The 24,779-nt window shown below is 52.1% G+C and carries 24 protein-coding genes; 15 read left to right on the forward strand and 9 right to left on the reverse strand.

Annotated elements, in window-relative coordinates; translation table 11 throughout:
* Nucleotides 1-141 precede the first annotated feature (141 nt).
* The 5 genes from FE845_RS14250 to FE845_RS14270 form a co-directional block, all read right to left on the reverse strand.
* A complete protein-coding gene (locus tag FE845_RS14250) occupies nucleotides 142-486 on the reverse strand; it encodes a P-II family nitrogen regulator (RefSeq protein ID WP_007151691.1) in 345 nt (114 codons plus the stop codon).
* Nucleotides 487-503: 17 nt separating this feature from the next.
* Nucleotides 504-3,611: an efflux RND transporter permease subunit gene (locus tag FE845_RS14255; protein WP_200365839.1), complete on the reverse strand. Its 3,108-nt coding sequence runs from the start codon at nucleotides 3,609-3,611 to the stop codon at nucleotides 504-506.
* Between the two features lie 14 nt (nucleotides 3,612-3,625).
* Nucleotides 3,626-4,810, reverse strand: coding sequence for an efflux RND transporter periplasmic adaptor subunit (locus FE845_RS14260; protein WP_200365842.1), 1,185 nt, complete (start codon nucleotides 4,808-4,810; stop codon nucleotides 3,626-3,628).
* Nucleotides 4,811-4,859: 49 nt separating this feature from the next.
* The gene (locus tag FE845_RS14265) at nucleotides 4,860-6,161 is read right to left on the reverse strand and encodes a TolC family protein (RefSeq protein ID WP_200365844.1); all 1,302 of its coding nucleotides are present in this window, start codon (nucleotides 6,159-6,161) and stop codon (nucleotides 4,860-4,862) included.
* 290 nt (nucleotides 6,162-6,451) lie between these two features.
* Nucleotides 6,452-7,705: a DcaP family trimeric outer membrane transporter gene (locus FE845_RS14270; RefSeq protein ID WP_226595803.1), complete on the reverse strand. Its 1,254-nt coding sequence runs from the start codon at nucleotides 7,703-7,705 to the stop codon at nucleotides 6,452-6,454.
* Between the two features lie 335 nt (nucleotides 7,706-8,040).
* On the opposite strand from FE845_RS14270, the gene FE845_RS14275 reads away from it, so the two are divergent.
* Nucleotides 8,041-8,337 carry a hypothetical protein gene (locus tag FE845_RS14275; RefSeq protein WP_094625953.1) on the forward strand — a complete coding sequence of 99 codons (297 nt, stop codon included), beginning with the start codon at nucleotides 8,041-8,043 and terminating at the stop codon, nucleotides 8,335-8,337.
* Between the two features lie 186 nt (nucleotides 8,338-8,523).
* On the forward strand, nucleotides 8,524-9,837 hold the full coding sequence (locus FE845_RS14280) for an ATP-binding protein (RefSeq protein WP_113880235.1): 1,314 nt from the start codon (nucleotides 8,524-8,526) through the stop codon (nucleotides 9,835-9,837).
* Nucleotides 9,838-9,867: 30 nt separating this feature from the next.
* Here FE845_RS14280 and FE845_RS14285 read toward each other — a convergent pair whose 3' ends face one another.
* The 3 genes from FE845_RS14285 to FE845_RS14295 form a co-directional block, all read right to left on the reverse strand.
* Nucleotides 9,868-11,406: a hypothetical protein gene (locus FE845_RS14285; RefSeq protein ID WP_058341920.1), complete on the reverse strand. Its 1,539-nt coding sequence runs from the start codon at nucleotides 11,404-11,406 to the stop codon at nucleotides 9,868-9,870.
* 73 nt (nucleotides 11,407-11,479) lie between these two features.
* Entirely contained in the window at nucleotides 11,480-12,886 is a 1,407-nt protein-coding gene (locus FE845_RS14290; protein ID WP_200365846.1) for a hypothetical protein, read from the reverse strand.
* 248 nt (nucleotides 12,887-13,134) lie between these two features.
* The gene (locus FE845_RS14295) at nucleotides 13,135-14,124 is read right to left on the reverse strand and encodes a porin (protein ID WP_227714370.1); all 990 of its coding nucleotides are present in this window, start codon (nucleotides 14,122-14,124) and stop codon (nucleotides 13,135-13,137) included.
* Between the two features lie 675 nt (nucleotides 14,125-14,799).
* Between FE845_RS14295 and FE845_RS14300 the strand changes: the two genes are divergently transcribed.
* From FE845_RS14300 to FE845_RS14330, 7 genes are all read left to right on the forward strand, one after another.
* The gene (locus tag FE845_RS14300) at nucleotides 14,800-15,696 is read left to right on the forward strand and encodes a cation transporter (protein ID WP_023011861.1); all 897 of its coding nucleotides are present in this window, start codon (nucleotides 14,800-14,802) and stop codon (nucleotides 15,694-15,696) included.
* A 4-nt stretch (nucleotides 15,697-15,700) separates the two neighbouring features.
* Nucleotides 15,701-16,216 carry a signal peptidase II gene (lspA, locus tag FE845_RS14305; RefSeq protein WP_023011862.1) on the forward strand — a complete coding sequence of 172 codons (516 nt, stop codon included), beginning with the start codon at nucleotides 15,701-15,703 and terminating at the stop codon, nucleotides 16,214-16,216.
* A gap of 97 nt (nucleotides 16,217-16,313) precedes the next feature.
* Nucleotides 16,314-17,222 carry a cation diffusion facilitator family transporter gene (locus tag FE845_RS14310; protein ID WP_008169406.1) on the forward strand — a complete coding sequence of 303 codons (909 nt, stop codon included), beginning with the start codon at nucleotides 16,314-16,316 and terminating at the stop codon, nucleotides 17,220-17,222.
* Nucleotides 17,223-17,255: 33 nt separating this feature from the next.
* A complete protein-coding gene (locus tag FE845_RS14315) occupies nucleotides 17,256-18,257 on the forward strand; it encodes an arsenic resistance protein (RefSeq protein WP_206769037.1) in 1,002 nt (333 codons plus the stop codon).
* A gap of 44 nt (nucleotides 18,258-18,301) precedes the next feature.
* The gene (locus FE845_RS14320; protein WP_058091791.1) at nucleotides 18,302-18,940 is read left to right on the forward strand and encodes a DsbA family protein; all 639 of its coding nucleotides are present in this window, start codon (nucleotides 18,302-18,304) and stop codon (nucleotides 18,938-18,940) included.
* Nucleotides 18,941-18,962: 22 nt separating this feature from the next.
* Nucleotides 18,963-19,805, forward strand: coding sequence for a cytochrome c oxidase assembly protein (locus tag FE845_RS14325; protein ID WP_023010648.1), 843 nt, complete (start codon nucleotides 18,963-18,965; stop codon nucleotides 19,803-19,805).
* The gene (locus tag FE845_RS14330) at nucleotides 19,802-20,425 is read left to right on the forward strand and encodes an SCO family protein (RefSeq protein WP_058341922.1); all 624 of its coding nucleotides are present in this window, start codon (nucleotides 19,802-19,804) and stop codon (nucleotides 20,423-20,425) included. The genes FE845_RS14325 and FE845_RS14330 overlap by 4 nt, the downstream gene beginning before the upstream one ends.
* A gap of 61 nt (nucleotides 20,426-20,486) precedes the next feature.
* Here FE845_RS14330 and FE845_RS14335 read toward each other — a convergent pair whose 3' ends face one another.
* On the reverse strand, nucleotides 20,487-20,894 hold the full coding sequence (locus tag FE845_RS14335; RefSeq protein ID WP_008173636.1) for a MerR family transcriptional regulator: 408 nt from the start codon (nucleotides 20,892-20,894) through the stop codon (nucleotides 20,487-20,489).
* Nucleotides 20,895-20,963: 69 nt separating this feature from the next.
* On the opposite strand from FE845_RS14335, the gene FE845_RS14340 reads away from it, so the two are divergent.
* The 6 genes from FE845_RS14340 (at nucleotide 20,964) to FE845_RS14365 (ending at nucleotide 24,485) form a co-directional block, all read left to right on the forward strand.
* The gene (locus FE845_RS14340; protein WP_008173639.1) at nucleotides 20,964-21,689 is read left to right on the forward strand and encodes a cation diffusion facilitator family transporter; all 726 of its coding nucleotides are present in this window, start codon (nucleotides 20,964-20,966) and stop codon (nucleotides 21,687-21,689) included.
* Nucleotides 21,686-22,120: a disulfide bond formation protein B gene (locus tag FE845_RS14345; RefSeq protein WP_200365857.1), complete on the forward strand. Its 435-nt coding sequence runs from the start codon at nucleotides 21,686-21,688 to the stop codon at nucleotides 22,118-22,120. Before FE845_RS14340 ends, FE845_RS14345 begins: the two co-directional genes overlap by 4 nt.
* A complete protein-coding gene (locus FE845_RS14350) occupies nucleotides 22,117-22,794 on the forward strand; it encodes a DsbA family protein (protein WP_008173644.1) in 678 nt (225 codons plus the stop codon). The genes FE845_RS14345 and FE845_RS14350 overlap by 4 nt, the downstream gene beginning before the upstream one ends.
* 81 nt (nucleotides 22,795-22,875) lie before the next feature.
* Nucleotides 22,876-23,598 (forward strand): cytochrome c biogenesis CcdA family protein, encoded by a 723-nt coding sequence (locus tag FE845_RS14355; protein ID WP_008173647.1) that lies wholly within the window; start codon nucleotides 22,876-22,878, stop codon nucleotides 23,596-23,598.
* 57 nt (nucleotides 23,599-23,655) lie between these two features.
* The gene (locus FE845_RS14360; protein ID WP_053113384.1) at nucleotides 23,656-24,012 is read left to right on the forward strand and encodes a DUF3703 domain-containing protein; all 357 of its coding nucleotides are present in this window, start codon (nucleotides 23,656-23,658) and stop codon (nucleotides 24,010-24,012) included.
* A gap of 17 nt (nucleotides 24,013-24,029) precedes the next feature.
* Entirely contained in the window at nucleotides 24,030-24,485 is a 456-nt protein-coding gene (locus FE845_RS14365; protein ID WP_227507855.1) for an SCO family protein, read from the forward strand.
* The last annotated feature ends 294 nt before the right edge of the window (nucleotides 24,486-24,779 follow it).

Below are 24,779 nucleotides of genomic sequence, written 5' to 3' on the forward strand. Positions count from 1 at the left end.
CGAACTTTGAAATGAGTTTGAATTCGGAAAAACAGTTCAGATATGAGTCGCTAAAAACTCTTTGCAGCGCTTCTCAATGAGGCTAAGAACGGCAGCTCGCGACCAATCGCCGCGATGCCACCGTCTCATTCCAGGAAGGGACTAGATTGAAGTGGGTTGGAGTGCGCTTTCGTCGGTCGCACCGTCTTCAATACGAACGGCCTGGACCAGGCGGGATACAAGTACCTTGCCATCCCCCGGGTGCCCATCCCGGGTCCTGCTCGTTCGCACAATGATGTCCACAACTTCATCGGCAACAGCATCGGTCGCTACATCTACTTCCAGCTTGACCATCTGCACTTTCTCCAGAGGCGATTCATCGCCAACCAGATGACCAAATTCGTTGAGAGACACGACAGCAATGCTTGCCACCCCCTTAACTTTGGCCAGAGCATCAACCACATGCTCTGCCATCACTTCTCTGACATACGCTTTTATTTCATACATAAACCGCCTCCTGACTATCAGACTTCAACGTCACGACGTTCGGATGCAAACCACTGATAGACGCTGGGCAACACCACCAGCGTCAGCAGCGTTGAGGTGATCAGACCGCCAACCACAACCGTCGCCAGCGGCCGTTGGACATTGGAACCAATACCGTCGGCCAGCAACAAGGGAATCAGCCCCAGAATAGCCACCGAGGCTGTCATCAGAACCGGCCGCAAACGGCGTTGAGCACCCAGCTTGACTGCTTCAATGACTTCGTAGCCTTCGTCCCGCAACTGATTGATGTAGCTCACCATCACCACACCGTTCAGTACGGCTACGCCAAACACAGCGATGAACCCCACCGCTGCAGGCACGGAGAGGTAAAGCCCCGTCACAAAAAGCGCGACAATGCCACCAGTAACCGCAAAGGGCACATTCATGAAGATCAGCGCCGCATAGCGCAGACTGCTGAATGCGGAGAAAAGAAGCAGGAAAATAAGCGCCAGGGTAATCGGCACAACAATCGCCAGCCGCGCCATGGCCCTTTCCTGGTTCTCAAACTGACCACCGAACTCCACGAAATACCCCGGCGGCATGTCCACTTGCTTTTCAATCCGATTGCGCAAATCCTGAACAACACTGCCCATATCGCGACCACGTACGTTCATCTGCACGTACTGTCGCCGACTGGCATTGGAGCGTGAAATTTTCTTGGGTCCCGCGTACATCTCAACATCTGCCACCCGTGAAAGCGGTATCAGCTCGCCGCTGTTGCCCCTAAGGGGAAGCTTCCTGATTTCATCGATGGACCCGCGATAGGACTCTTGCAGCCGGGCGAAAATCTCAAATCGCCGGACACCGTCGAAAACCAGCCCGGCGCTTTTACCGCCAATACCGGTTTCAACCGTACTCATCAGGTTATCGATGCTGATGCCGAACTGCGCCAGCACTTCACGGTCGGGGCGAATAACGATCTGTTTTTTACCCGCACTCTGCTGCGCGCGCACATCCGTTGCACCCGGCACATCATTCGCCAGGGCCGCTACCTCCCTGCCGATCCGGCCCAACTCGTCTAGGTCATCGCCGAAAATGCTGGCAACCAGTTGCGCCTGAACGCCTGACAGGAGTTCGTCGGTTCTGAGCTGAATCGGTTGGGACAGATTGTTGGCAAGCCCCGGGACCCGTTCATCCAAAGCCTCTGCAATCCTGCTTTGGAGATCCTCATAGCTCACGTCCTCTCGCCACTGATCCAGGGGCTTCAGATTGACAAGCGTCGCGACAACGTTCACAGGTTCAGGATCACCACCCACTTCGGCACGACCGATCCTGGCATAGGTGCCGGTGACCTCTGGAAATTCATCTACAACGGACTGAATCCGTTTGCCATATTTGATGGCGGATTCAAGACTGGCTCCAGGTGGCAGTGTCGAGCGAATCTGGAACGTGCCTTCCCTGAGCGTGGGAACGAATTCGCTTCCGAGATAGGGAAAGAGCAGAAGACTGCCTGCAAAAGCAACGACGGCCACGCCCATCACAATCTTAGGGACTTTGACGACAGTATTCACCACCGGCTTGTATAACCGGTTCAGGAACAGAACCAGCTTCGGCTCCTTATGTTGCCCACCCATTTTGAATGAGAGCGAGGCCAGAACCGGCACCAATGTCAACGCGAGTAGCAGCGCACCAATCAACGCGAAGCTGATGGTGTAGGCCATGGGCGAAAACAGCTTGCCCTCAACGCCCTGCAGGGTAAACAGCGGCAAAAAAACAATGATAATGATGCCAATCGCAAACACGATCGGACGAGCCACTTCCCGAGCGGACTCACCTACAAGCCTCAAAACGCTGACCTTTTCATCGGATCGCTCCTCAAGGTGTCGGAAGATGTTCTCTATCATCACGACAGCGCCGTCCACCATCATGCCGATGCCGATAGCCAGCCCCCCCAGACTCATCAGGTTGGCCGACAGGCCCGACATGCGCATGGCAATGAACGCAAAGAGTACAGACAACGGCAATGTCGCCACCACGATCAGTGTGGAACGAACATTTCCGAGGAACAGATAGAGAAAAACCAGTACCAGAACCGAACCTTCAAGCAGTGCTTTCTCGACAGTGCCTATAGCCTTGCCCACCAAGTCTGCCTGAGAGTAATACGCTTCAATCTTCAACCCCTCTGGGAGGGACTTGTTCAGATCGTCGATTTTCGCATTGACGTCCTCAAGCACCTGACTGGTGTTGGTGCCAATCAATTTCATCACGTAACCGCCCACGGATTCCTCACCCGAGGACACCTCTGCCCCACGGCGAATCGCTGGCCCAAGCCCAACCTCCGCCACATCCTTGACGTAAATAGGGGACTCACCCTCACTCTTGGACACAATGATGTTCTGGATGTCTTCGATGCCTTCGTAACCTGAGTCGACCCAACCGTAACCGCGAACAATGTACTCTTCACCGCCTCGCGTAATGAAAGAGGCGCCGACGTTACGATTATTCTGGGTGAGAGCGCCGCGAATATCAGACACCGTCAAGTTCCTTGCCTGAAGCTCCTGCGCATCGATATTGACCTGGTATTGTTTTACCTCGCCGCCGATGGACAGGACACCGGTTACACCCGGCACGGTTCTGAGCTGTGGCTTGACAATCCAGTCTTGGATCGTGCGGATTTCCTGCAGGCTGTACTGCTCTTTATCCTCAGTTTCCAAGGAATACATCAGGATGCGCCCAAGACCGCTTGCGATGGGCCCGAGTTCGGGTTCCCCCATCCCTTCGGGAATCTGGCGCTTGGCCTCGGATAGCCGTTCGTTAACTAGCCGCCTGGCGAAGTAGATATCGGTGCCATCTTCGAAATAGATGGTCACCCGCGAAAGTCCGAAAATCGACGTGCTCTGCACTTTTTCTAACTTGGGAATACCATACATGCTGATCTCAACGGGATAGGAAATCAGCGTTTCGATATCAACCGGCGACAATCCAGGACTGGTAGTGAATACCTGAACCATGGTCGGTGTCGCGTCCGGAAACGCATCCACCGGCAGTTTTTGAAATGAAAATACGCCGGCAACGATCACGGCGATAGCAAAGACAAGCGTCATCAGACGATTGTTCAGCGCATAATTCACAATTGCGTTGATCATGCTCCCCCCGAGTATTAGTGTCCGTGAGCGGCGCTGCGGCCACTGGCGGTAATGGCCGACATCAGATCAAAAGCGCCCACTGAAACCACTTTCGTGTTTGCGCTGATGCCGGACTTAATCTCTATCCAGTCGTTAGCCTCCTTACCAAGAGTGACTGGAACCGCCTTGTAGGCTCCCCCTTCATTACCCGGAACAAATACAACGGACTCGTCATCGATGGTTTGCACGGCATCGTGTGGAACTAGGGGCAGTGATGCCGCCGATCGAGTCATGACTCTCGCTTTGGCATAGGTATTTGGACGAAGGTCGCCGTTGGGGGATTCGAGTACAACGCGAACCGGAATGGTGCGGGTTTCCTCATCAAGCTCATTTGAGATCCAGGACACTTCCCCGGTGTGAAAGCGGTCTGCAACTGACTTTGAGAAGACCTGAACTTCATCTCCGACGGATACCCTGCCAATGTCAGTTTCGGCAACTTGCAACATCACCCACACCACAGAGGTATCAGCTACGGTAAAAGGCGTATCTGAAGAGCTTAAGGTTTGGCCCAACCGGGCATCCATGCGCTCAATGCGACCCTGGATAGGAGAACGGAGTTCGTACTGTGCGAGACTGCTATCTGCGCCTGACGAATCACTGCCAAAAACCGCCAGTTGCTCACGAATCGAATCGTACTCCGCTGTAATCTCAAGATAAGCGGCCTTGGCGTCCAAGAACTCTTCTTCGCTGGTGAAGCTTTCACTCCGCAATTGCTTTTCTCGCTGATACTCCGCAGTCGCGGCTTCTTTCCGAGCTTTCAACGAGTTCAGGCGGGAACGAATGCGGGCCAACTCAACGCTGTTCAGCGCGGCCAACAACTGGCCTTTTTCAACCTGGTCCCCCAGATCAACAGCCAGTCTCGTAAGCTTTCCCTGCAATAGCGGCCCTACCTCCGCGACGCGATCCGGAACATAGTGAACTTCAGCTGGCGCAGTGACGATATTGTCAGCACGGCCTCGGGGCACCGTTACAGTCTGCACGGAGAGCAACTCCCTCTGCTCTGGAGTCAGATGAACTTCGCGGGCCTCACTGCCTTCAGCCGAGTGCCCAGCCTCACCCTTTTGGTGCTGCCCTCCTTCGGCTTCTTCGGCGCCGTACGCCAGTGGCTGATAGACCAGAAAACTGATCGCGACAAACAATATCTGCAAATTTCGAATCATCTAAACACCTTCGATATAAGAGAACGTTCAACCATTAATTTTCTTGTCATCAGGAACCGGATGACATTGAAAGGGCACCGCCGGTGCTCACTTCCAACGCCCGGACGGCGTCGATATAGTCGTGTTGCACTTGGACGTATTCCTTCCTCACCGACAAAAGATTGTCCTGAGCGGACAGGACATCGGAAGCATCGACTTTTCCCGCTTGAAGAGCTTTCTGCATAAGTTGCAGCGTTTCCTCCGAACGCTCGAGAATCGACTCGTTCATCTGGCGCAATCTGCGTACGGCGGATTCGTACTGAGCTACAGCAGATACGACCTGGCGTTCAGTCGCCAAACGCAGCGCCTCGGCCTCAAGCTCGGAGATTTTCAACTGAGCCGAGGCCTTCCTTTTTTCACCGGAATAATCATGAAACACAGTCAGAGGCATCGACACACCCGCACCAAAAAGGTTGGATCTTTCCTCCCGCTCGTAGAACCCGAACACTTTCAGGTTCGGAATACTTAGACTCTTGGCCAGTTCCAGACCGGACTCATTTGCAGCAATTCTGGCTGCTGCCGCCTTCAGATCCCCTCTCTGGCGCTGAGCCATCGCGACAAGCCGATTAGTTGGTGGCAAGTTGGCACGAGCTACATTGAGCTCTCCCGCGACCCCTACCGCATCGGAGGGGGACACCCCAAGAACTTCCGTCAGGTCAATTTTTGACTGCCTAAGCTTCTGCGCCGCTTCGGCCTTTTGGTTCTTAGCTCTTGCCAAGCCAATGACGGCGGTATTGAGCTCAATCCGGGTCTGTTTGCCCCGCTCAACGGACACCTCGACCAGCTCTTTAGTTCGGTGCATCAGCTCAACGGTGCGGGTTGCCGTTTCCAGCTCTTTCTGTGCAAGCAGTATTTTGAAGTAGGCTGACCGCACTCGGGCCTTGGTCGCCACCTTCAGGTATTCAAGTTCCTGCTGTTGAGAAGTGAGAGTGCTCTGAGCACGCGACTGACCGAGATCGCCCCGATTGCCCATCCAGACTTCCTGAGTAACCCGAACCTCGTAATTCAGTGACTGATCTGCCTTATCTGGATTATCACGGCCACTCAGCTCAAGCTCCGGGTTGCTGGGCGCCCAGCGGCTGGCATGATCGAGCTCGGCTTCCTGCATGGACACCGCAGCCCGCCTTAAAGCCAATATCGGGCTATTCTCAAATGCCATTACCATTGCCTCATTCAAAGAGACAGCCTGTCTGGCCTTGGCTTGCTGGTACTCCTTGAGTGAAACGCTCTCCCCGGCGGTGGCCGCCGCCGAAGGCATGACGTTCAAGACTCCGGGTACTATCAGCACCCACAACAACAGTCGTTTGTTCATTCAATATCATCCTGGCTATTTGACTGAGATACATGAATCAGCGTTTTCGCCGTAAATGCCAGGACGACCCTACAGACAGACCTTTAAATCAGTCTGAATTCGGCGCCATCACACCTAAACTCGTACGGAGTTCAACGAAACTATGGCGGGGTATACGCCAAAAAGAGGTGAAAGAAAGAGACAAAAGAGGAGGGCATCGTCCAGCGCATGGGAGGGAGCGCAGATAAGAAACGACGGGCCTATTTCAGCCCGTCGTTGGGTCCAATTATGTGAAGCAACACTATGAACGATTAAAAATCGAACTGCGCAGCCAGTTGCAGGCGAGTGTTATCAGCAGATTCGCCATTGGCCAACTCTTTGTCTGCGAAGGAAAGCTCCAATCCCAGCGTTACCGGGTCAGCAACTTTGTAGAAGTTGCTGAAGTGAACGCTTTGCAGGGTTTCAAAGGAGTTCGGGAACAGATCTGCTGGCTGATCGCCCTCTACGCGCCCATAGGACAGACCAGAGGAGAACTTCGGCGTCCACTGCTGACTGATAGCAACGTTGGCACCGTATGCCTCAATGGTTTCAAGATCGCCGTTGGCGTCGATGTATGCTTCACCAATACCAGTGCGGCTAGCGCTGCTGTCATTATTGCTGAAGGAACTGTAGATGTAACGACCCACGCCGTCACCAAAGATCGCCCCTGCCATGACCGTGGTGGCGTCGGTCAGGCTTAGCCGACCAGCAATCAAAACGCCATAACCAAAGGCGTTATCGTCGCCCGTAGCAGCTGCAGAGTCAGTCTGAAGCGAACGTGCCAGACCGGCAACTTCAATGCCACCAGCACTGCCGGCCCACTTGTACTTGGCAGTCAGATCCGGCGCATTATCGCGGGAGCCGTCAAAACCCGTTGTTTCCGGATTCTCAGCAGAAACGGAAAAATTAGCACCGCCGCCAAGAGGCATGGTGTAGCGCAACTGTGCCTGACGAATAAAAGAAACACCTACTGGGCCGTCGAAATCAACCGTGGACGGATAGGCGGTAAATTGCATGAAGTTACTCCAGGTTTGACCGGCGAGCAGGCCGTTCAGCTCACCATAGGCGTGACGAAGACGCAGCCCTCTGGAGTTGGAGAAAACTTCATCACCGCCACCACCGTAGAAGTCACCTTCAACGGTCGTTTTGACATCACCCACTTCGGTTGGCGTGGTTGTCTTAATGCGAACCCGTGATTGTCGAGCATGGGCTCGGAATGAAGGGTCGCTATCGCTATTAGCAGTATCAAGGCCTGCTACGAACAGGCTGTCACCCATGTCCTGATCAAAATCATAGATCATGTCCAGCTTGACATAGCCACCGATTGTTACAGTGGTGTTGGTGCCAGGCACCATCCAACCTTCCGCCCCCTTACTTTCCGCCATGTCATCCAATTGGCGCTGCAAATCATTAATCTGTGTCTGAAGTTCAGTTGCAGATTGCGCATGAACAGACGGGGCCAGCAGACCCGTAACCGAAAGCGCTAGTGTTGCTCTAATCGCTAACCTGAGTTTATTAGTTTGCATTGTAAATCAGTCTCCATGGGCTTTCGTTCTATGTCATCAGACCGGTACTTGGCCCTGAACAAACAGACAGCTAATGCGCTTCAGTTGTCGGCCACTACCGGTAAGTGGTTCATTGTTCTCGCTCTTTCCGCCAGAACAACGACTTGCCATTGATAGCAGATGAACTTGAAACGAAATTGAAAAAACGCCTCCTTAACACCTTTGTATTAACGACCCCGTCGCCCCCGCTTTTCTAGCCGTGCTCTCTTTTCATCATCTAATTTTATTTTTTCAAGCTGAGTTAAAGTTCATCTGTTTCCATCGGGATGCAGACCATTCAACTTAAAGGTGACTCTATGAGAAAACATCTCTTGCTCACATCTCTAGCATTAACCTTGGCGGCAGGAAGTCTCCATGCCTCTGAGGCCAATGACGGCAGCCTGGCACAAAACATGCTCTCCGAAAGCAGCGTTCAGGACATGAAGAGACAGCATAGGGTAATGACTCAGGCAGCCTTATCTGAAGTAGGCATGGAAGCTCGCCGAAAATTGATGCAATCGAATAAAGACGACATTTATCACGAGATGATGAAGTCGGGCGATATTAATCTATCTAAATCAGACCAATTCTCAAAAGATCAGCTTACTCATTAGAAATAATGTCGCACCAATAGCTTTTTCGATTGAATAATAGAAACTTGTCGATACACGACATTCTAAAACCAGTTGCATCGTGAATGGTCTCCACCATTCCGTCTTGCCGCACTACTTTTGTAGTGCGGCTTTTTTAGGCCTAGATTTAGTCGATAACAAATTCTAACCACCTGCTTGGCAGACAACATGCCCAGAAAACAACAACGCCCTTCAATAAAACGGAAACTGCTTACTTTCCTGACGCTAACGGGTTTCGCGTGTACCGGGCTGATATTCTTCTCACACACCCTTTTAATCGACTATATCCATGACGAGCTTCACAGGCAGCAGCTAGAGGCTGCAGCTAACCGACTCTCAAAGATGCTAACAAATGATAAAGAAGAAATTACAAAATCCTCTCTCAGAAATTTTTCATTGTCTCAATATTCAGTTCACATCGAAGACAGTCAAGGTCGGAGTTTTACAAGCGAGAACATTAAACCGAAATTACAGGTGGTAGAATCGTTCAGAAAGCCTGGAATTTTTCACATATCGGATGATGATCGCTCAATCCTTGGCTACTACAGAATATTTAATAACAGACAAGATAAACTAAGCGTTACTATAATTGAAAAAAGCTCCTACTCACCAAACACGCTTGACAAAATCCACGTTCTTATATGGATAATATCTTTTACAATTCTCGTTACGATATCATTGATCATATTTATTGGGGTAACTATCGCACTAAAACCCTTAAAAATGATGAGTGCCCAATTAACGTCGCTTAAAAAGGGTCAGCGTAATAGACTGGATGAGAACGTACCTGAAGAATTCAATGAACTTGTCAAACATCTTAATCGTCTATTAGAGTCGTACGACAAAAAACTTACCCGTTCACGCCACCTAGCCGCAGATATTTCTCATAGCTTAAAAACCCCCCTTGCCGTCATAAACTCCATGATCAATGACGAAGCCATTCCCACCACAATCGCGAGTCAAATTAAGTCTCAACTGTCTGAAATGCACGAGCTGATCGACACTCAAATGAGAAAAACCGAAATGTCCGGTCAGTACATTGGAAAGGCGACACCGATCATTGAGAGAACTCTGGCACTGGTGGACGTAGTCAGTCGAATCTATCCTTACAAACAGATCCATCTTCAAGAAACATTACCCAGAGAGCTTGTCTGGCCAATTGATGAGCGTGATTTTAATGAGATCTTGGGTAATGTGCTTGATAACGCAAGCAAATGGTGCTCTCAGGAAGTTCATCTACACTTGAAACTTCACGATGACACTTTGACCATTCTTGTTGAAGATGACGGCCCCGGAGTAGCGTCACACCAACTCGCCGATCTTACCAAGCGCCAGAAAAGACTGGACGAAAAAACCCCTGGCTATGGCCTTGGCCTATCAATCGTTGAGGAAATCATCAATGACTACGGTGGTGCCATGCATTTTTCTATATCACCCAAAGGTGGTCTTCGGGTTCTAATCGAGCTTCCCAGAAGCATTTGACGACTACAAGGGCAACTTATCCAGCTTTAGTCAGCGACCAGTAGGCATAGCAGCCCGATACACCAACGTCTCAACGTCAAAACTGTCACTTTGAACTGAGTTTTCATCCGGCGACATAAAGAATAACTCTGTATTGCCTGATACGGGGGACACCGGAACCGACGTTAGAAGACTTGTTGACTGCGTTTTGGGAGATTTCCCGGATCTCAGCGTCAACCAATCAACTCGAGTATCATAAACACCTATCATATCTTCGGCTGCACTGGATTCCTGTGGAATCCCGATATTAACTGCGTCCCCACCGGAGCGTACGAGCAGGTTCGGCAAAAATAGTGTTTGCCTCGGACTAAACACCAACTCAGGCGACACGTCGTAAGTCATACTCGTGCCTGCCACCCGGCTTCCAATCTCATAGTCCAGATGTGGGCCCTCGGTGCCAGCAGGGAAAAATGAAACCTTCCCTTGGGAGACGGTCACCATATTCAAAGGTCTCGGTTCGTTCTGAACAACGGCACCGATTACCCGGAACACTGGCGTGTACTGGCTTAATTCTTCATGAACGGCCTTCTCAAGATCAGGCCCGTTCGGTGAGATTGATATTTTATAGATCTCTGAACCAAACCCCTGCTCTGAGTAGAAAGACTGCCCGAGAATAGTTTCCCGGCGACCGTCAGCGTCCAAATCCTGCAATCCCAAGATTAAGGGAATGAAACCGATGGTTTCAGCCTTCCCCTCGGCCAACTGGATCAAAGAACTTGAAACACTACGGCCATTCCACTGATTCAAAATGAGGTAATATGAGTTCTCTGAAACGTACCAGTCCATTCGGATGACTTTCTCCCGACGGGGCACCTCAATGGACGCCAGGCTCTGAACAGCCCCGCTGGAATCAACAAGGAAAAAGCTGAGTTTGTTTCCATGCTCCGCCGCAAAATAGTAATCGCTGCCAGAACGAAACGCGGACAACGACTTTGCATTGATTGGCAGCTTCGCATATGGAGACGATGAAGCCTCCCCCTCAACTGAACCTACCCGATGTGCTTCAGCATCGGTCTGTACGATGCCGACCAACCAGGTGTTATTGTAGGTCGCAACGGCTTGACCTCTCCCGGTAACTTGAAAGCGCACCAATGGCACATCGTTTGACGCCTCTGGCTCGTCCCGCCACAAAAGATCAGGAAATCGGGCTTTCAACGCCGGCGTTACCGGCGTGGGATCGCCGACTCTGTCAGTAAACACCGCCGGAATACCGTAGAAGCGTTTCGATACAGCGCCAACGGAGGGCATCGTTCCAAACAGCACTTTCCCTACTGCTTGATCCTTTCCGATACTCTCGATACCGATGACTGCAAGGTTTTTCTCCGGGATGCCTGCATGATCAGGCTCCCGCAACACAACAAACAAATCACCTACCTCAACAGTGGCATCGTCGACTGTGAGGGAAAGCACTTTTTGATCACGATCTACCTGAATGACCTTTGCCTTTGCTGGATGCTCACGCTCAACCGCCTGTACCGCACCAGCTAGTAGTAGCATCAGGAACACAAATACTGCAGAACGAGTCATCATAGGAAAAAGTCACTTAATGCGGATTCATTTCGTATAACAAAAGCGGGGTGGCGCTCCCACCACCCCGTTCTTGTTAGAACTTGTACCTTACCCGACCGGCAACATGAACAATGTCCTGATCGCTTTTGCCGTCCTGTAAGGCAGTTTCCTCCAGCGCATCCATGGCATCGCCTGATGCCAGGTATGCAGCTTCTGCCGACAGCTCAAGCGAAGGGTATGGGAAGTACGAGACCTTGGAGCCAAATTCCAGTCCGAGATCTTTTGAGGACGATCCATCGGCAAGTGCAATGTCCTCAGCCAAGCGGTTGTAGACAATCATTCCGCTGACCGTAATATTGGCCGCTACTTTATGATCGAGCTGTAGCTTGTTCATGAAATACCCTTTGTCGAGGATATAGGGCGTTTCGGCGAAGTAGTCATCGCTCGTCATGTTTTCCTGAAAAATCATACTGTCGCTGAAGTCGACATCCGTGGCGATGAAGGCGTCGAAGTCCCCGTCTTTCTCATTGCCATCGCCCGATGCGTAGAGCACGGTGTACGTCAGTTGGTTTGGTCCAAATTGCAGCCCGAGCTCGCCGCGTCCCAGAACGGTCGAAAGGTCATAGTTCGTATTGGGATTCGTAGCACCATTCAATGGGACGAAATTTACACCTTCTATTGTTCCGCTTTGGCCAATCACCGTACCCTTCACGAACATGCGGCCTAGCGACGTCTCTTGACCATAATCCATCTCCACCCCAAAGCTGGAAACGGAATATTTGGAGTTATCAGCGATACTCTTCAGTTCATACTCCCTGCTATTTACCGTACCTACTCCCTCAGCAATTTGATCATTCATCTGATAGAGATAGAATAGGCCCGCGCTCAGGTTCGGTGAGTAACGCTTGTTCAGGTTGACCGCGAAGTTGTCCGCGCCATCCCAGCCTTCGTCCTGTTCTGAGTCGACGCCGCTCTCATTGGAAGAGTCACCTCGCCCCCATAACAACTGATAGTCAAATCCAGAGCCCAGTGAGCCTTTCCAAACAGCGGCTGTGGCGGTTTCAGTCCAGACATGGCGGTTCACTGACACTGGCTGCAAGCCCAGCGAGACGCGCTGGTCTAGCGTGTTGGGCACCAAGAAATCCACATAAGCCCACCGTGTTTCGATGTTCACACCATCACCGGAATAGTCGCCACCCGACCCCTCACCGTAGCGGATGCCACCAATCTCCGTCGCGAATACACCGGTAACTTTCTTGTCGTCGGAAGTTGCCTTCGCCCAGAAGCGATATTTGACCTCGCCGAAGCTCTCGGTCGGCTCGTCATCTTTCAGCGTACCGCCACCTGAGTTACCACCAGAAAACCAGTCTCTTTGATTGGTGTAAGCCTGAAAGCGGTTATCCATATCACCGTGGAATTCAATCTCCGCTGCCGTCGCGGCCCAACTTCCCGACAGTGTTGTCATCCCTGCAATCGCAGTGGCCAGAATGTTGCGTTTCAATGTAATCCCCTCCAGTTTCTTTCTTGATTGTTTGTGATATCCGATTCGTACGGATCGTGGCGTAAATCTTAAAACCAGCTAGAACAACGGACTAAAGGTCAAAAAAAAGGCGGGAATGAAGCATTCCCGCCATTAAATAACCTTAGATAACTCACAAGTAGGCTCTCACACGAACCTTAAATGAACTTGAAATCCGGAAAAGATTTCAGATACGTCGGTCTCCCTGTATTCAGCGATCACGCTCGACCCTACATGGAAAACTTATGCTCGAAGCCCACACCAAATGTGGAGTCCTCAGAGTCAGCCAAGTCCGCCTCCACCTGAGACACGTAAGCATAAACCTTACTCTTGCTAGCCAGTTTATAATCGAGCCCCAAGGCCAGCAGGGTTAGCTCCTCGTTTGTTGTCTCGGCTTCTGTCAGTCCGTACTGCGCCTTGATCTTCCAACGCTCAAGGTTAACGGCACCGCCAACCAGATAAGACGTATCTTCTCCAGGGCCATCGCTTTCTTCTGCCAACTGGTAAACTGCGCCGATCTCGAAGTTGCTTAATCGGACCTTCCCTACGGTTCGCAGGATATTGAGACGACTATCGCCACTTGAATCGGCTTCCAGTGAATCTTCGATATCAGAATCGTAGGCAATACTTCCGTAGAAATGGTCATTCTCAAACGTAAAAGAGCTGGAAACTGCATCCGCAGGTCCGTCGTTCTCTGCCCCAGCTGACTGCTCTTCACCCGGGATGACGGCAACACTAACGCCCACAGCATCAAACAGACGTGGAGAACTGTATTGAACAATGTTGCTGGTCCGATTTTCACCAGCCATGATATTTTTTATATCCGCCTGTAAGTCGTTGAACTGGTCAACCTTGCCCTGCGCTGACTTTAAAGGTGTGTCAAATTTTCCCGCAATCAGTGCACCGAGGTTCGCCTGCTTGAAGCCACCGTAAATATTACGCTGCGAGAAAGTCTGGCCATCCTTATCTCCATCATCAATCGATATTTCAAATTCTGCCTTGTAGATCGCCTCCAAGCCTTCGAGGTCGGTATTGAGCGCCCCTTTTACCCCCAGACGGGACGCATTACTCTGGAGCTTCCAGGTATCGCTATTACCGTCGTCCTGGTTTTCATACGAAACATTGGCTTTGCCGTACAGGATAGGACCTTCCCCCGCTAGTGCATTCATTGAAGTTACTGCAACCCCACCAAACACCAACATTGATAGACACTTTTTCATGGACACCTCTTCAGATTAGATAGATTCAAAATGACACTTGAAGTCTTTCAAATGCTGAGTAGATGGTGCTTTGCACTTATTGCAGAGTTGTTACATTTTTAAATTTTTTCTTTGTATTTCAACAACCTAAAACCAAAACCTTTTATTATATCCTTTGACACTGAATTGAACTTGAATATAAGCGGCTGTCTTCGTACATCGCGTCGTGGGCACGGAAGCGCTTTCCGTCTGACGCCAGGTCATTCACTAAATTCTTCTGTTCGCTCCCTGTGGTGGCCCCCGCTAAACCGGACACCACCTTGTTAATTTGATGCCAGCTCTGCCCGGTATTCCCCGGGCGATCTAATTGTTCCGCCCGTTCACGCCCTTTTTCCAGCGACCGGCCTGCCAAGACAATGTCGCTGTCGATCCGTTGCCCAAGAGTGTTGCAATAGCCGCCCCTGCAGCTCCGTAGCTACCAAGGATTAGTACGCTCTTGTTGCCCTGCCTCATCGTTGCTCAAACTCCTTTTAATGTACTCCAGTTCAACTCTTTAGTTACTACAGGGTCATACCGCAAGTCGTCGAATCGCGGTGGGTTCACCAGTGTCGTCAAAAACTAACAACTTAACGTTGACCCTGTAGTGACTACAGGGTTTTAAATAACGGAACTTGTGTGAGAACCGGAGCCGCGAAAATGAGCAAACCCTGCGATGGACAGTGTGGCAGCGAAGATTCTGTCGTTAACAATGAGCTTCAGAGCCCCGTCACCGCCGAAACAGACAGCCAGCTCAGCACCTACAGCGTGCCGAAAATGGATTGCCCCTCAGAAGAGCGAATGATTCGAATGGCGCTCACGGGTTTTGACAACATTCAGTCACTCTCATTCGACCTATCGAATCGAAAGCTGGAAATTATCCATCAAGGCGAAGTCGGACCTATTACCAGCAAACTGGAAACCCTGGGTCTGGGCGCTTCCTTGCAGAGGACAGAAGACGCCAGCGCTGAATCCGTCAGAGCGGCTGAATCTTCTAAGGCCAACGAAAGCGAAGAGTCCGGCACTTTATGGATACTGCTGGCAATCAACGCACTGATGTTTCTGGTCGAGATGACGATGGGCCTGATCGCCCAGTCCGCTGGCCTGATTGCAGACTCGCTAGACATGCTTGCCGATGCCGCCGTCTACGGTCTCGCGCTTTACGCCGTTGGGCACGGCATCAAAATGCAGGTCAGAGCGGCGCATGTGGCTGGCATACTCCAGCTTATCCTTGCCGCTGGGGTACTGGTTGAAGTTGGCAGGCGCTTTCTGTTTGGCAGTGATCCCCAGTCGTCAATGATGATGGCCGTCGCATCTGTGGCCCTTATTGCCAACATCAGTTGCCTGCTCCTGATCGCCAAACACCGTGACGGCGGTGCTCACATGAAAGCCAGCTGGATATTTTCGGCCAATGATGTGGTTATCAATCTGGGAGTTATCCTTGCAGCCCTTCTTGTTGCCTGGACCGGCTCCAACTACCCGGATCTGGTTATTGGCGGTATTGTGGGAGGCATTGTACTCATTGGTGCCAAGCGCATCCTTGCGCTAAAAGGATAATTCGATGTCTGAAGACCGTTCTCGCTTTTTTACGCTCACTTTTCTCGGCTTTTCGGCACTTATAGCTCTGGCCGACCAACTTATTAAATGGCTCGTCCAGCAATCCATGGCTTACGGACAATCGGTTGAGATCACCCCTTTCTTTAATTGGGTGCACGTATGGAATAAAGGCGCTGCCTTCAGTCTCTTTGCCGATGGCGGTGGCTGGCAGCGATATTTTTTTATTGCGATAGCCATTGTCGTCTCGGCTGTTCTGGTCAAATTGATTCGGGACAGCCATAAGCGAACCGAAGCACTAGCCTATTCGATGGTACTTGGCGGTGCATTTGGAAATGTCATCGACCGAGTTTTTCGAGGCTATGTTGTCGATTACCTGGATTTTCATTGGCAATCCCGGCACTGGCCGGCGTTCAACCTTGCCGACGTGTTCATCGTCCTGGGCGTGGCCATGATTTTGGTCACGAGCTTCACAGCCGAGAAAGGTGCCGGGAATAACATGGAAAATCGCCAGAATGGCTAGTTTTCGCGCGGTCGCAACACTCGCTAAGCCCTCTGAGCCAGGCTTAGCGAGTGTTGCGACTACGTTTAATTGAACAGCAACGACCAAGGAGAAAACAATGGGCCACGAGCATGCTCACATGTCACCGGATACTAAGGATAAGAGAGTTGCAGTAGCTATCTGGGCGAACGGTATCCTAACCTTGGCTCAGATCGCTGGAGGGATCTTCGCTGGCAGCTTGGCGCTGATAGCCGACGCTATACACAACTTTTCGGATATGGCGTCACTATTTATCGCATTTGCGGCGCGGAAGATTGCACGCCGCCCGGCCGACTCGAAGATGACCTTTGGCTACGGGAGAATTGAGGTTGTTGCGGCACTCATAAATTACACCACTTTGATAATGATCGGGGCATATTTGATCTACGAAGGTGGCATGCGATTCATAGATCCCCCGGAAATCAAGGGGTGGTGGGTAGTTTGGCTTGGCATTATCGCATTGGTAGTGGATGGTTTGACCGCGCTGCTTACTTACTCCATGCAAAAGGACAGCGTCAACATCCGTGCGCTGTTTCTACACAACTTGTCTGATGCGTTTGCGTCAATTGCAGTCGTTGTAGGCGGCGCCCTGATTCTCCTGTACGACATGCGTTGGGTTGATCCCGCGATCACAATTGGTATCGCAAGCTATATTCTCTACCTGGGTCTAACGGAAATCGGCGGAACCATCCGGACACTCATGCTGGGTAGTCCATTGGATATCGACACAGATTCTGTCATCGAGGCTTTATCAAACGTAGAAGGCGTTTTAGACCTTCACCACGTACATTTCTGGCAGATGGGTGAGCATGATGCCTCCCTCGACGCCCATGTGGTGGTCGAAATAAGTGCCTGGAATGAACTTGAAAAAGTCAAGGGTGGGATAAAACGAACTTTGGAAAACGAGTTCGGCATCACTCATTCAACATTGGAGTTTGAACATCCTGATCACAGTCACAAAGATGCCCATACTTATGGCCATGGCTAGCAGGGCTGCTGAAAAGGGTACCGTGTGGCAGATATGCTGCGAATGGCCGACATTCCACTCGGTTACGAGCACGCCATGCGAGACGTAATTGAACGCCACCAGGTCTGGGCCTACCTCATCGCTGTTGTTTTCGGACTGTCTGTGGATTGGACATCGTCCCTCGGTGACAGTGTGCCGGATTACTTAATCTGGGGGTTGCTCGGAGTTCTGCTCTACGCCACATTTACTCAAACACCGTTGACCCACCTGTCTGATATGTTCCGGGACCGTCGGTTCATGGGTGCCTTGCTCACCGGAAATTTTCTGGTCATGCCGGCGATCACTGCCTTGCTGATATTGGCGCTGCCGGACAATGACGCGCTGAAGTTGGGAGTGCTTCTGGTATTGCTGATGCCCTGTACCGACTGGTTTGTCACCTTCACTCACCTAGGCAAGGGGGACAGCACCCGAGCCATTGCGGCAACACCGGTTCTGCTGATTGCTCAACTGGGTCTTCTTCCACTTTACCTCTGGCTTTTCATGGGTAATCAGTTCGACGTGAATCTTGAGCTTGGGCGGCACCTCCTGCCGGCCTTTGGCGGGCTGATTATTGTCCCGCTTATCCTGGCATTTCTGACTGAAAAATGGGCCGAAAACTCCAGAAAAGCCATCGGGTTCATTCGCTTCATGGGTCTGATGCCGGTCCCTCTGCTGACAGTCGTACTGTTCATCATCTCAATGACACAGGTCAGCCAGATCGACAGTACCGGCTCACTTATCTGGCCCTTGATGATTCTGTTTCCGGCCTATCTTCTAGCTGCGGCTCTGGTTGGAAAGGCTCTGCGCCGGGTCTTTCGATTACCGGTAGAAACCGGTCGCACCGTCATCTTCAGCCTAGGAACACGCAACTCCTTCGTGGTTTTACCTTTGGCACTGTCAATGCCAGAGGCCTGGGCTGTGGCCGTCGTGGTGATTGTCGTCCAGTCTTTGTTGGAACTGTTTGGAATGATGCTTTATCTGCGGTGGGTGCCTAGTCGGCTGCTACCGGACACCTGAATAATCTGAAACCCGTAAACTCATTTAAAATAGGAAGATCTCCCGTGCAAACCCGAACCCTGGTCATCAGTCTCCTTCTTTTTTGTCTGGTTGTCTTTGCTGGTGCTTTTGTTATTTACGATCGCTCCCAGGGCACTAATGAACCCGCCGTTGTTGAAAAAACGCCACTGGTGAGGGATTACTCTCCCGTTATTGGCCCTGAGGACGCGCCGGTAACCATTGTCGAGTTCTTCGACCCATCCTGCGAAGGTTGTCGCGCCATGCATCCCTATGTGAAACAGATTCAGGCTGCCTACCCGGACAACGTGCGTCTGGTACTGCGCTACGTATTGTTTCACAAAGGCTCGGAAGAGGCCGTCAGAATCCTGGAAACCGCCCGTGAACAGGGGGTCTATGAGCCGGTACTGGACGCTGTTATGGAAGCACAACCGAAATGGCACGATGATCCAAAGGTCGCCGCAGCATGGGATGCGGCGGAGTCAGCCGGACTTGATGTCGAAGCCGCTCGGGCCGGTATGAACTCACCCGAGATTGACGGCATTATTCAACAGGATGCTGCGGACGTTAAGGCGGTTGGAATTTCCGGAACCCCAACATTCTACGTTAACGGAGACACCTTGAGCCGCCTGGGGCCTCAGGAACTGTACGACCTGGTGACATCCAAGGTAGGGTCACTGAAATAACAACAAAACAACCGGCAACGCTATGTCACTGCTTGACTACCTTTTACCCTACGATTTCTCGCCGCTGACCATACTCAGCTACATGCTCGTGATGGGATTCTATGGCGTCGGGCTAATTCGGATGCCGGAACAGGACCGGCCAGGCTCACTGCGGATCTTTGCGTTCACCCTGGGGGTACTGATCTGTTATGCGGTGATGCAGACCCGCTTCGATTACTACGCACAATACATGTTCTTCGTCCATCGGGGTCAGCACCTGATTCTTCATCATATCGGTCCGATCCTGATCGCCCTGTCCAACCCTTTACCGGTCATGCGGTTCTGGTTCGCAAAAATCAGCCCGGGCTGGAGGCATACATTGAGGCCTCTGGGCTGGGTCTATAACGTTCTGCAACAGCCTTTTATCGCCCTTTTCCTGTTTGTCGGGCTTATCTATTTCTGGCTGTGGCCATCAATCCATTTTGACGCCATGCTCAGCCGGGATCTGTATTGGGTCATGAACTGGAGCATGTTGCTGGATGGCCTGCTGTTCTGGTGGTTGATCTTTGATCCAAGACCGCCGGCGATCACCTCATCGCTGGGGTATGGCAGACGCATGTTGGTTCTGGCCGCCGCAGGTGTGCTTCAGATGTTTCTTGGGGCGTGGATCGTGTTTTCACGTGACATGGTCTATGACGTTTACGAAGTCTGTGGCAGGGCCTGGCCGCTGGACCCGGAAGTCGACCAGCTACTGGGAGGCATGCTGACCTATATTCCTCCGGCCATGATGAGCATTCTTGGCATTCTTCTGATGCTCCGGCGAGCCATGCATCAGGACGGAAAATATACCAACCAATCCAAACAACTTGAGGAAACAGCGTCATGAGAACTCGCTTCTGGCGACAGCGCACCAACATCATATCGGCGACCTTAACGCTGATAGCAGCCCTATTGCTGACTGGTTGCTTTGGCAATGACGAGGAAGACTGGAACGGTAAAAACATCAGTGGCTTGATGCCTGAGCTGGAATTCGACCTGATCAATAGCCAGGGCAAGTCTGTATCTGGCGATGATTACAGTGGCCGCGTGAGAATGCTGTTTTTCGGGTTCACCTCGTGCCCCGATGTTTGCCCGACCGCCCTGCAAAAACTCAATCAGGCAACCAGTGGCCTGGACCCCGCGCTTCAGGATGAAGTACTCACTTTGTTCGTGAGTGTCGATCCGAAACGTGACACGCCTGAGCGTCTCGCAAAATACGTGGATTTCTTCGGCGACAATATTGTAGGACTCACTGGAAAAGAACCCCAGCTTCGTGAACTGGCAAAACGATATAGAACAACCTTCGGTTATGACGAACCTGCCGCTGATGGAAATTATGCGGTGTCACACAGCAGCGCGATTTATGTATTTGATCGCGAAGGTAACCCCCGCCTCTTAATGCGGCCCGATCTGAGTAGAGAAGAAATTCGGCATGACCTCGTTGCTCTTATTCAGGAGGATGCCTGACTGAATAGACTGTCCCAACTCGAATTGAGACAGTCCTGGTTGGCGGGCACATACAAAGTGGTTAAGCAGAGCCGGAGAGTGTCTCGATAATTCGGCAGTCCATAATAACTCCGCCGTCACAACACGCACTCAGTCTTTCCAACTCGTGTTCCATTGCATGTAGATCTTTCAGTCGAGAGCGCACTTGAACCAGTTGTTGTTCAACTTTGGCGTCCACACCCGCACAGGACTCCTGCTGACGATCCGCCAGTGAAAGCAGTTCACGAATATCGTCAAGGCTAAATCCGAGCCCGCGGCTTCGTCGAATAAACAGCAGCCGCGAATGATCCTCTTCGGAGTAGAGACGATAGCCCGACTCCGAGCGGGTCGCTTTCGGCAACAGTCCAATTTTTTCGTAATAACGGATGGTCACGGGCTTAACGCCCGTATCATCAGCTAGCCGACCGACCGTGTTCCTTTTTTCGCTCATCGCTATTGACCTTATAGTTACTATAACCACCAGTGTATCGATGTATTGCACGTTTTAGGAGGGTTCGTCGTGGACAGCTGCTGTGAAAACAAGGCCGGTGAACTGGCACAATTGCGAGCGAGCCAAAGCCGGGTGCTTTACATTGCGCTTGCCATCAACGCAGTGATGTTTGTGGTGGAATTCAGCGCCGGCTGGATTGCAAGCTCTACCGCGTTGCTGGGCGATTCGCTGGATATGTTTGGCGACGCGTCTGTCTATGCACTGACACTGTTCGTGCTGGACCGAAGCCGTCGCGCGCGTGCCGGAGCGGCTTTGTTCAAAGGCGGCTTTATGCTGTTGTTCGGGCTTGTTGTTGTCGCCGATGCCATCCGCAAGCTGGTGATACAGGAAGTGCCCGCCGCCGAGTGGATGGGCGCTGTCGGCGCTCTTGCCCTGTTTGCAAACGGCGTTTGTTTTGTGTTGCTCTACCGTCATCGTGCGGACGATCTCAATATGCGTTCCACCTGGATGTGTTCCAGGAACGATCTGTTCGCCAATAGCAGTGTAATCATTGCGGCAGGATTGGTCGCCCTCACCAATACCCTCTGGCCGGACATCATTGTGGGCCTCGCCATTGCTGCGCTATTCCTGCACTCCGCTTGGCAGGTCATCCGTGAGGGTATGGAGGAATGGCGTGCCGGTGGGGCTGAAACCGCCGATAAATCGAGCAAAGATGAAGGCGATACCGCTGGAAACAGCTGCTGCTCTTCTTCGCAAAGCACTTGTGCCAATGAATCCAGAGAGCCATCCCGGTGACCACCAAGAACCGGGTGATTCCATGGGGGCTGCTGCTGTCAGCCTGGCTACTGGCGGCGGGGTCCTCGCTTTCAGCCATCTACATCGGGGAAGTTCTCGGGCAGGCTCCGTGCGTTCTGTGCTGGTTTCAGCGCGCCTTCATGTTTCCGTTGGCGGTGATTCTCGCAGTCGCCTGCTACTACTCGGATTTTAACGTTTGGCGCTACGCTATGCCGCTGTCTGTCATTGGCTCCCTGTTCGCTCTAGCCCACTCACTGCTTTATGTGGGGCTCATTCCACAACCCATTCAGCCCTGCACGGCCACTGGCCCGTCCTGCTCGGGTGACGGAATGACGATATTTGGTGGGCTGCCGCTTCCGTTTCTATCGCTGGCCATTTTTGTTGCCATCATCATTCTGCTCTTGCTTATCCGTCGGAGAGTTCATACATGAATCGTCGTGCCATCTTTGTTGTCGTGTGTCTCGTGCTGATCGCAGCCTTTTCAGCCGCCGTCCTATTCAAGCCACAGCCCCAGCAGCCTCAAAAAACGGCCACCACCGGCGAAAAGTCTGTTGCCGCTGCCGAACCGATCGCGAACCAACAAGCATTGGTACGCTTCCATTCGCCCACATTCGGGCCTGCCGACGCACCGGTGATCATCGTTGAGTTTTTCGACCCCTCCTGCGAAGCCTGCCGGGCGTTCTACCCGATCGTGAAACAGATACTTGCTGAGTATCCAGGCCAGGTGCGGCTTGTTTTGCGGTACACAATGTTCCATCAGGGTTCCGAGGAAGTCTCCAGAATTCTGGAAGCAGCTCGCCTGCAAGATGTCTATGAACCGGTGCTGGAAGCTGTGTTGGAGGTGCAGCCGGCCTGGCACGACGACCCGAAGGTTGCCAAGGCATGGGGAGCGGCCGAGGCAGCCGGTCTGGACCTGTCCCAAGCCCGTGAGGATATGCAATCCGAACGGATAAGCGCCATCCTTGATCAGGACATGCAGGACGTCAAAACCATCGGTGTTCGGGGCACCCCGACTTTTTTCGTGAATGGCCGCCAACTCACGGAGTTTGGTCCCAAACCGCTACTTCGTCTTGTTCAGGAGTCGCTCCCAGACGCACAGAAATAGTCGACCGGTGTCGAACAAAACACGGATGGGCTTGATGCCCTCCACCGTCAACTGAACTCAGAAAATTGAGGACTCACGGAAATGCCAGATCTTGCGACATGGGGAATGCTGGCTGCTTTTTTTGGCGGCCTGGTGTCATTTTTCTCACCCTGCACTCTGCCGCTGGTTCCGGGGTATCTATCGGTCGTTACGGGCGGCACTGTCACAGACCGTTCGAGTCGACTGCAATCTCTGTGGCTCAGTATCTGTTTTGTCCTTGGGTTCAGTGTAGTGTTCATCGCTTTTGGTGCCAGCGCTAGTCTGCTCGGTCAGTGGCTGATGGCCTACCGGCAGGAAGCCAATCTGGTGGCGGGCATTCTGATTGTGCTGATGGGGCTATTTATGCTGGGCTGGTGGAGCATGCCCGCGTTACAGCGCGACTGGCGCTTTGGGCAAACCCTTGAGGGTGGACGGCCCACGGCAGCGTTCCTTCTCGGCTTGGCCTTTGCCGTCGGGTGGACACCGTGTATTGGCCCGATATTGGGCGCTATCCTGGCTCTCAGTTCCACCCATGCGAATGCTGAAACCGGCATGCTGTACCTGGCCGTTTATTCGCTGGGGTTGGCAATTCCATTTTTGGCAACGGCTTTATTTATTAAGCACTTTCGGGCGCGAGTGCGCTGGATGAGCCGCTGGAGTCAGTCACTGAGAATCCTGGCAGGGCTGGTTCTGGTTGTTATGGGGGTAATGGTGCTGACGGGACAGATGACCCGGTTTGCATCATGGATGTTATCCGCATTTCCGGTACTCGGAAGACTCGGTTGATCCCGGGCAAATCTTTGCCCACAACTTAGCTGGCCGATAAGGCAGGAGAACTGAGCAGTGAACAGTGAACTCAAGACGTTCTATCTGACAGAACCGGCAGCAGCCGCTGATGCTGACAATCAGGGCGATGTCGCTACAGCGTTCAGACATCTTGAACGGGCTCATATTCTGAGCCAGAAGTTCGCGTTAGCGCACACGACAACACATTTGCGCATGCTCCGGCTTGGCTGGCACGCGCGCGATGCTCGCGAGGTTCTCGGTCAGCTGGCTCGGGCCTTCGCTGCGTTGCTGGTTTCACGAATCCGGGTTCCTGTCGGCAATACGGGACTTGCCAACGTCAGCGCATTTGAACCGATGGCGGTGCCGGAAGACTTGGCGATTGTTCTGGGACACCAGAATCCTTCCAACACGTAATTGAAGGACACCACTTGATGATCAAACCCTGCTTCCAACACCACGCAAAGCGCTTTGCATCCATTGCAATGATGATGCTGGCAATCCTCCTTGTTGGCTGCATGGGCGATGATCCGCCGGATTGGCACGGGACAGAAATCAGCGGCGTGATGCCCAAGCTTGAATTCGATTTGATCGACAGTCAGGGAACACGGGTTTCAGGCGATGATTACAGTGGTCAGGTACGAATGCTGTTTTTCGGATTTACCTCTTGCCCTGATGTTTGCCCCACTGCTCTGCAAAAACTCAGCCAGGCCGTCAGCGGGCTGAGCACGGAAAATCAGGAGGAAGTACTTACGTTGTTCGTCAGTGTCGATCCTCAGCGCGACACACCCGAACGCCTGGCGGAGTACGTCAATTTTTTTGGTGACAAAATCATCGGGCTGACCGGCAACGCCTCTGACCTCCGCACGCTTACCCAGCGATACCGGTAGACGTTCGGGCATGAAGAACCGGACGCAGAAGGTGACTATGCCGTTACTCACAGCGGTGCAGTCTATGTGTTTGATCGTGATGGTAATCCTCGCCTGCTTATCCGGCCGGAAGATTTAAGCGCTCAATCCATTCGGCAGGACCTTGTTGGCCTGCTTGAAGAGGATTACTGAATGACTGGAGGCTCTGGAGGAAAGCTCTGACTCGAATGTTCGCTTTTGTTTAGCTGCTACGGTCGCAAAGCGAACATTCAGGCGGATAGGCCAATACTTGCCCGAGAGAAACTCCGTCTCTTT

The organism is Marinobacter sp. 1-4A (assembly GCF_016597725.1).
In the GTDB taxonomy this organism is placed as follows: Bacteria; Pseudomonadota; Gammaproteobacteria; order Pseudomonadales; family Oleiphilaceae; genus Marinobacter.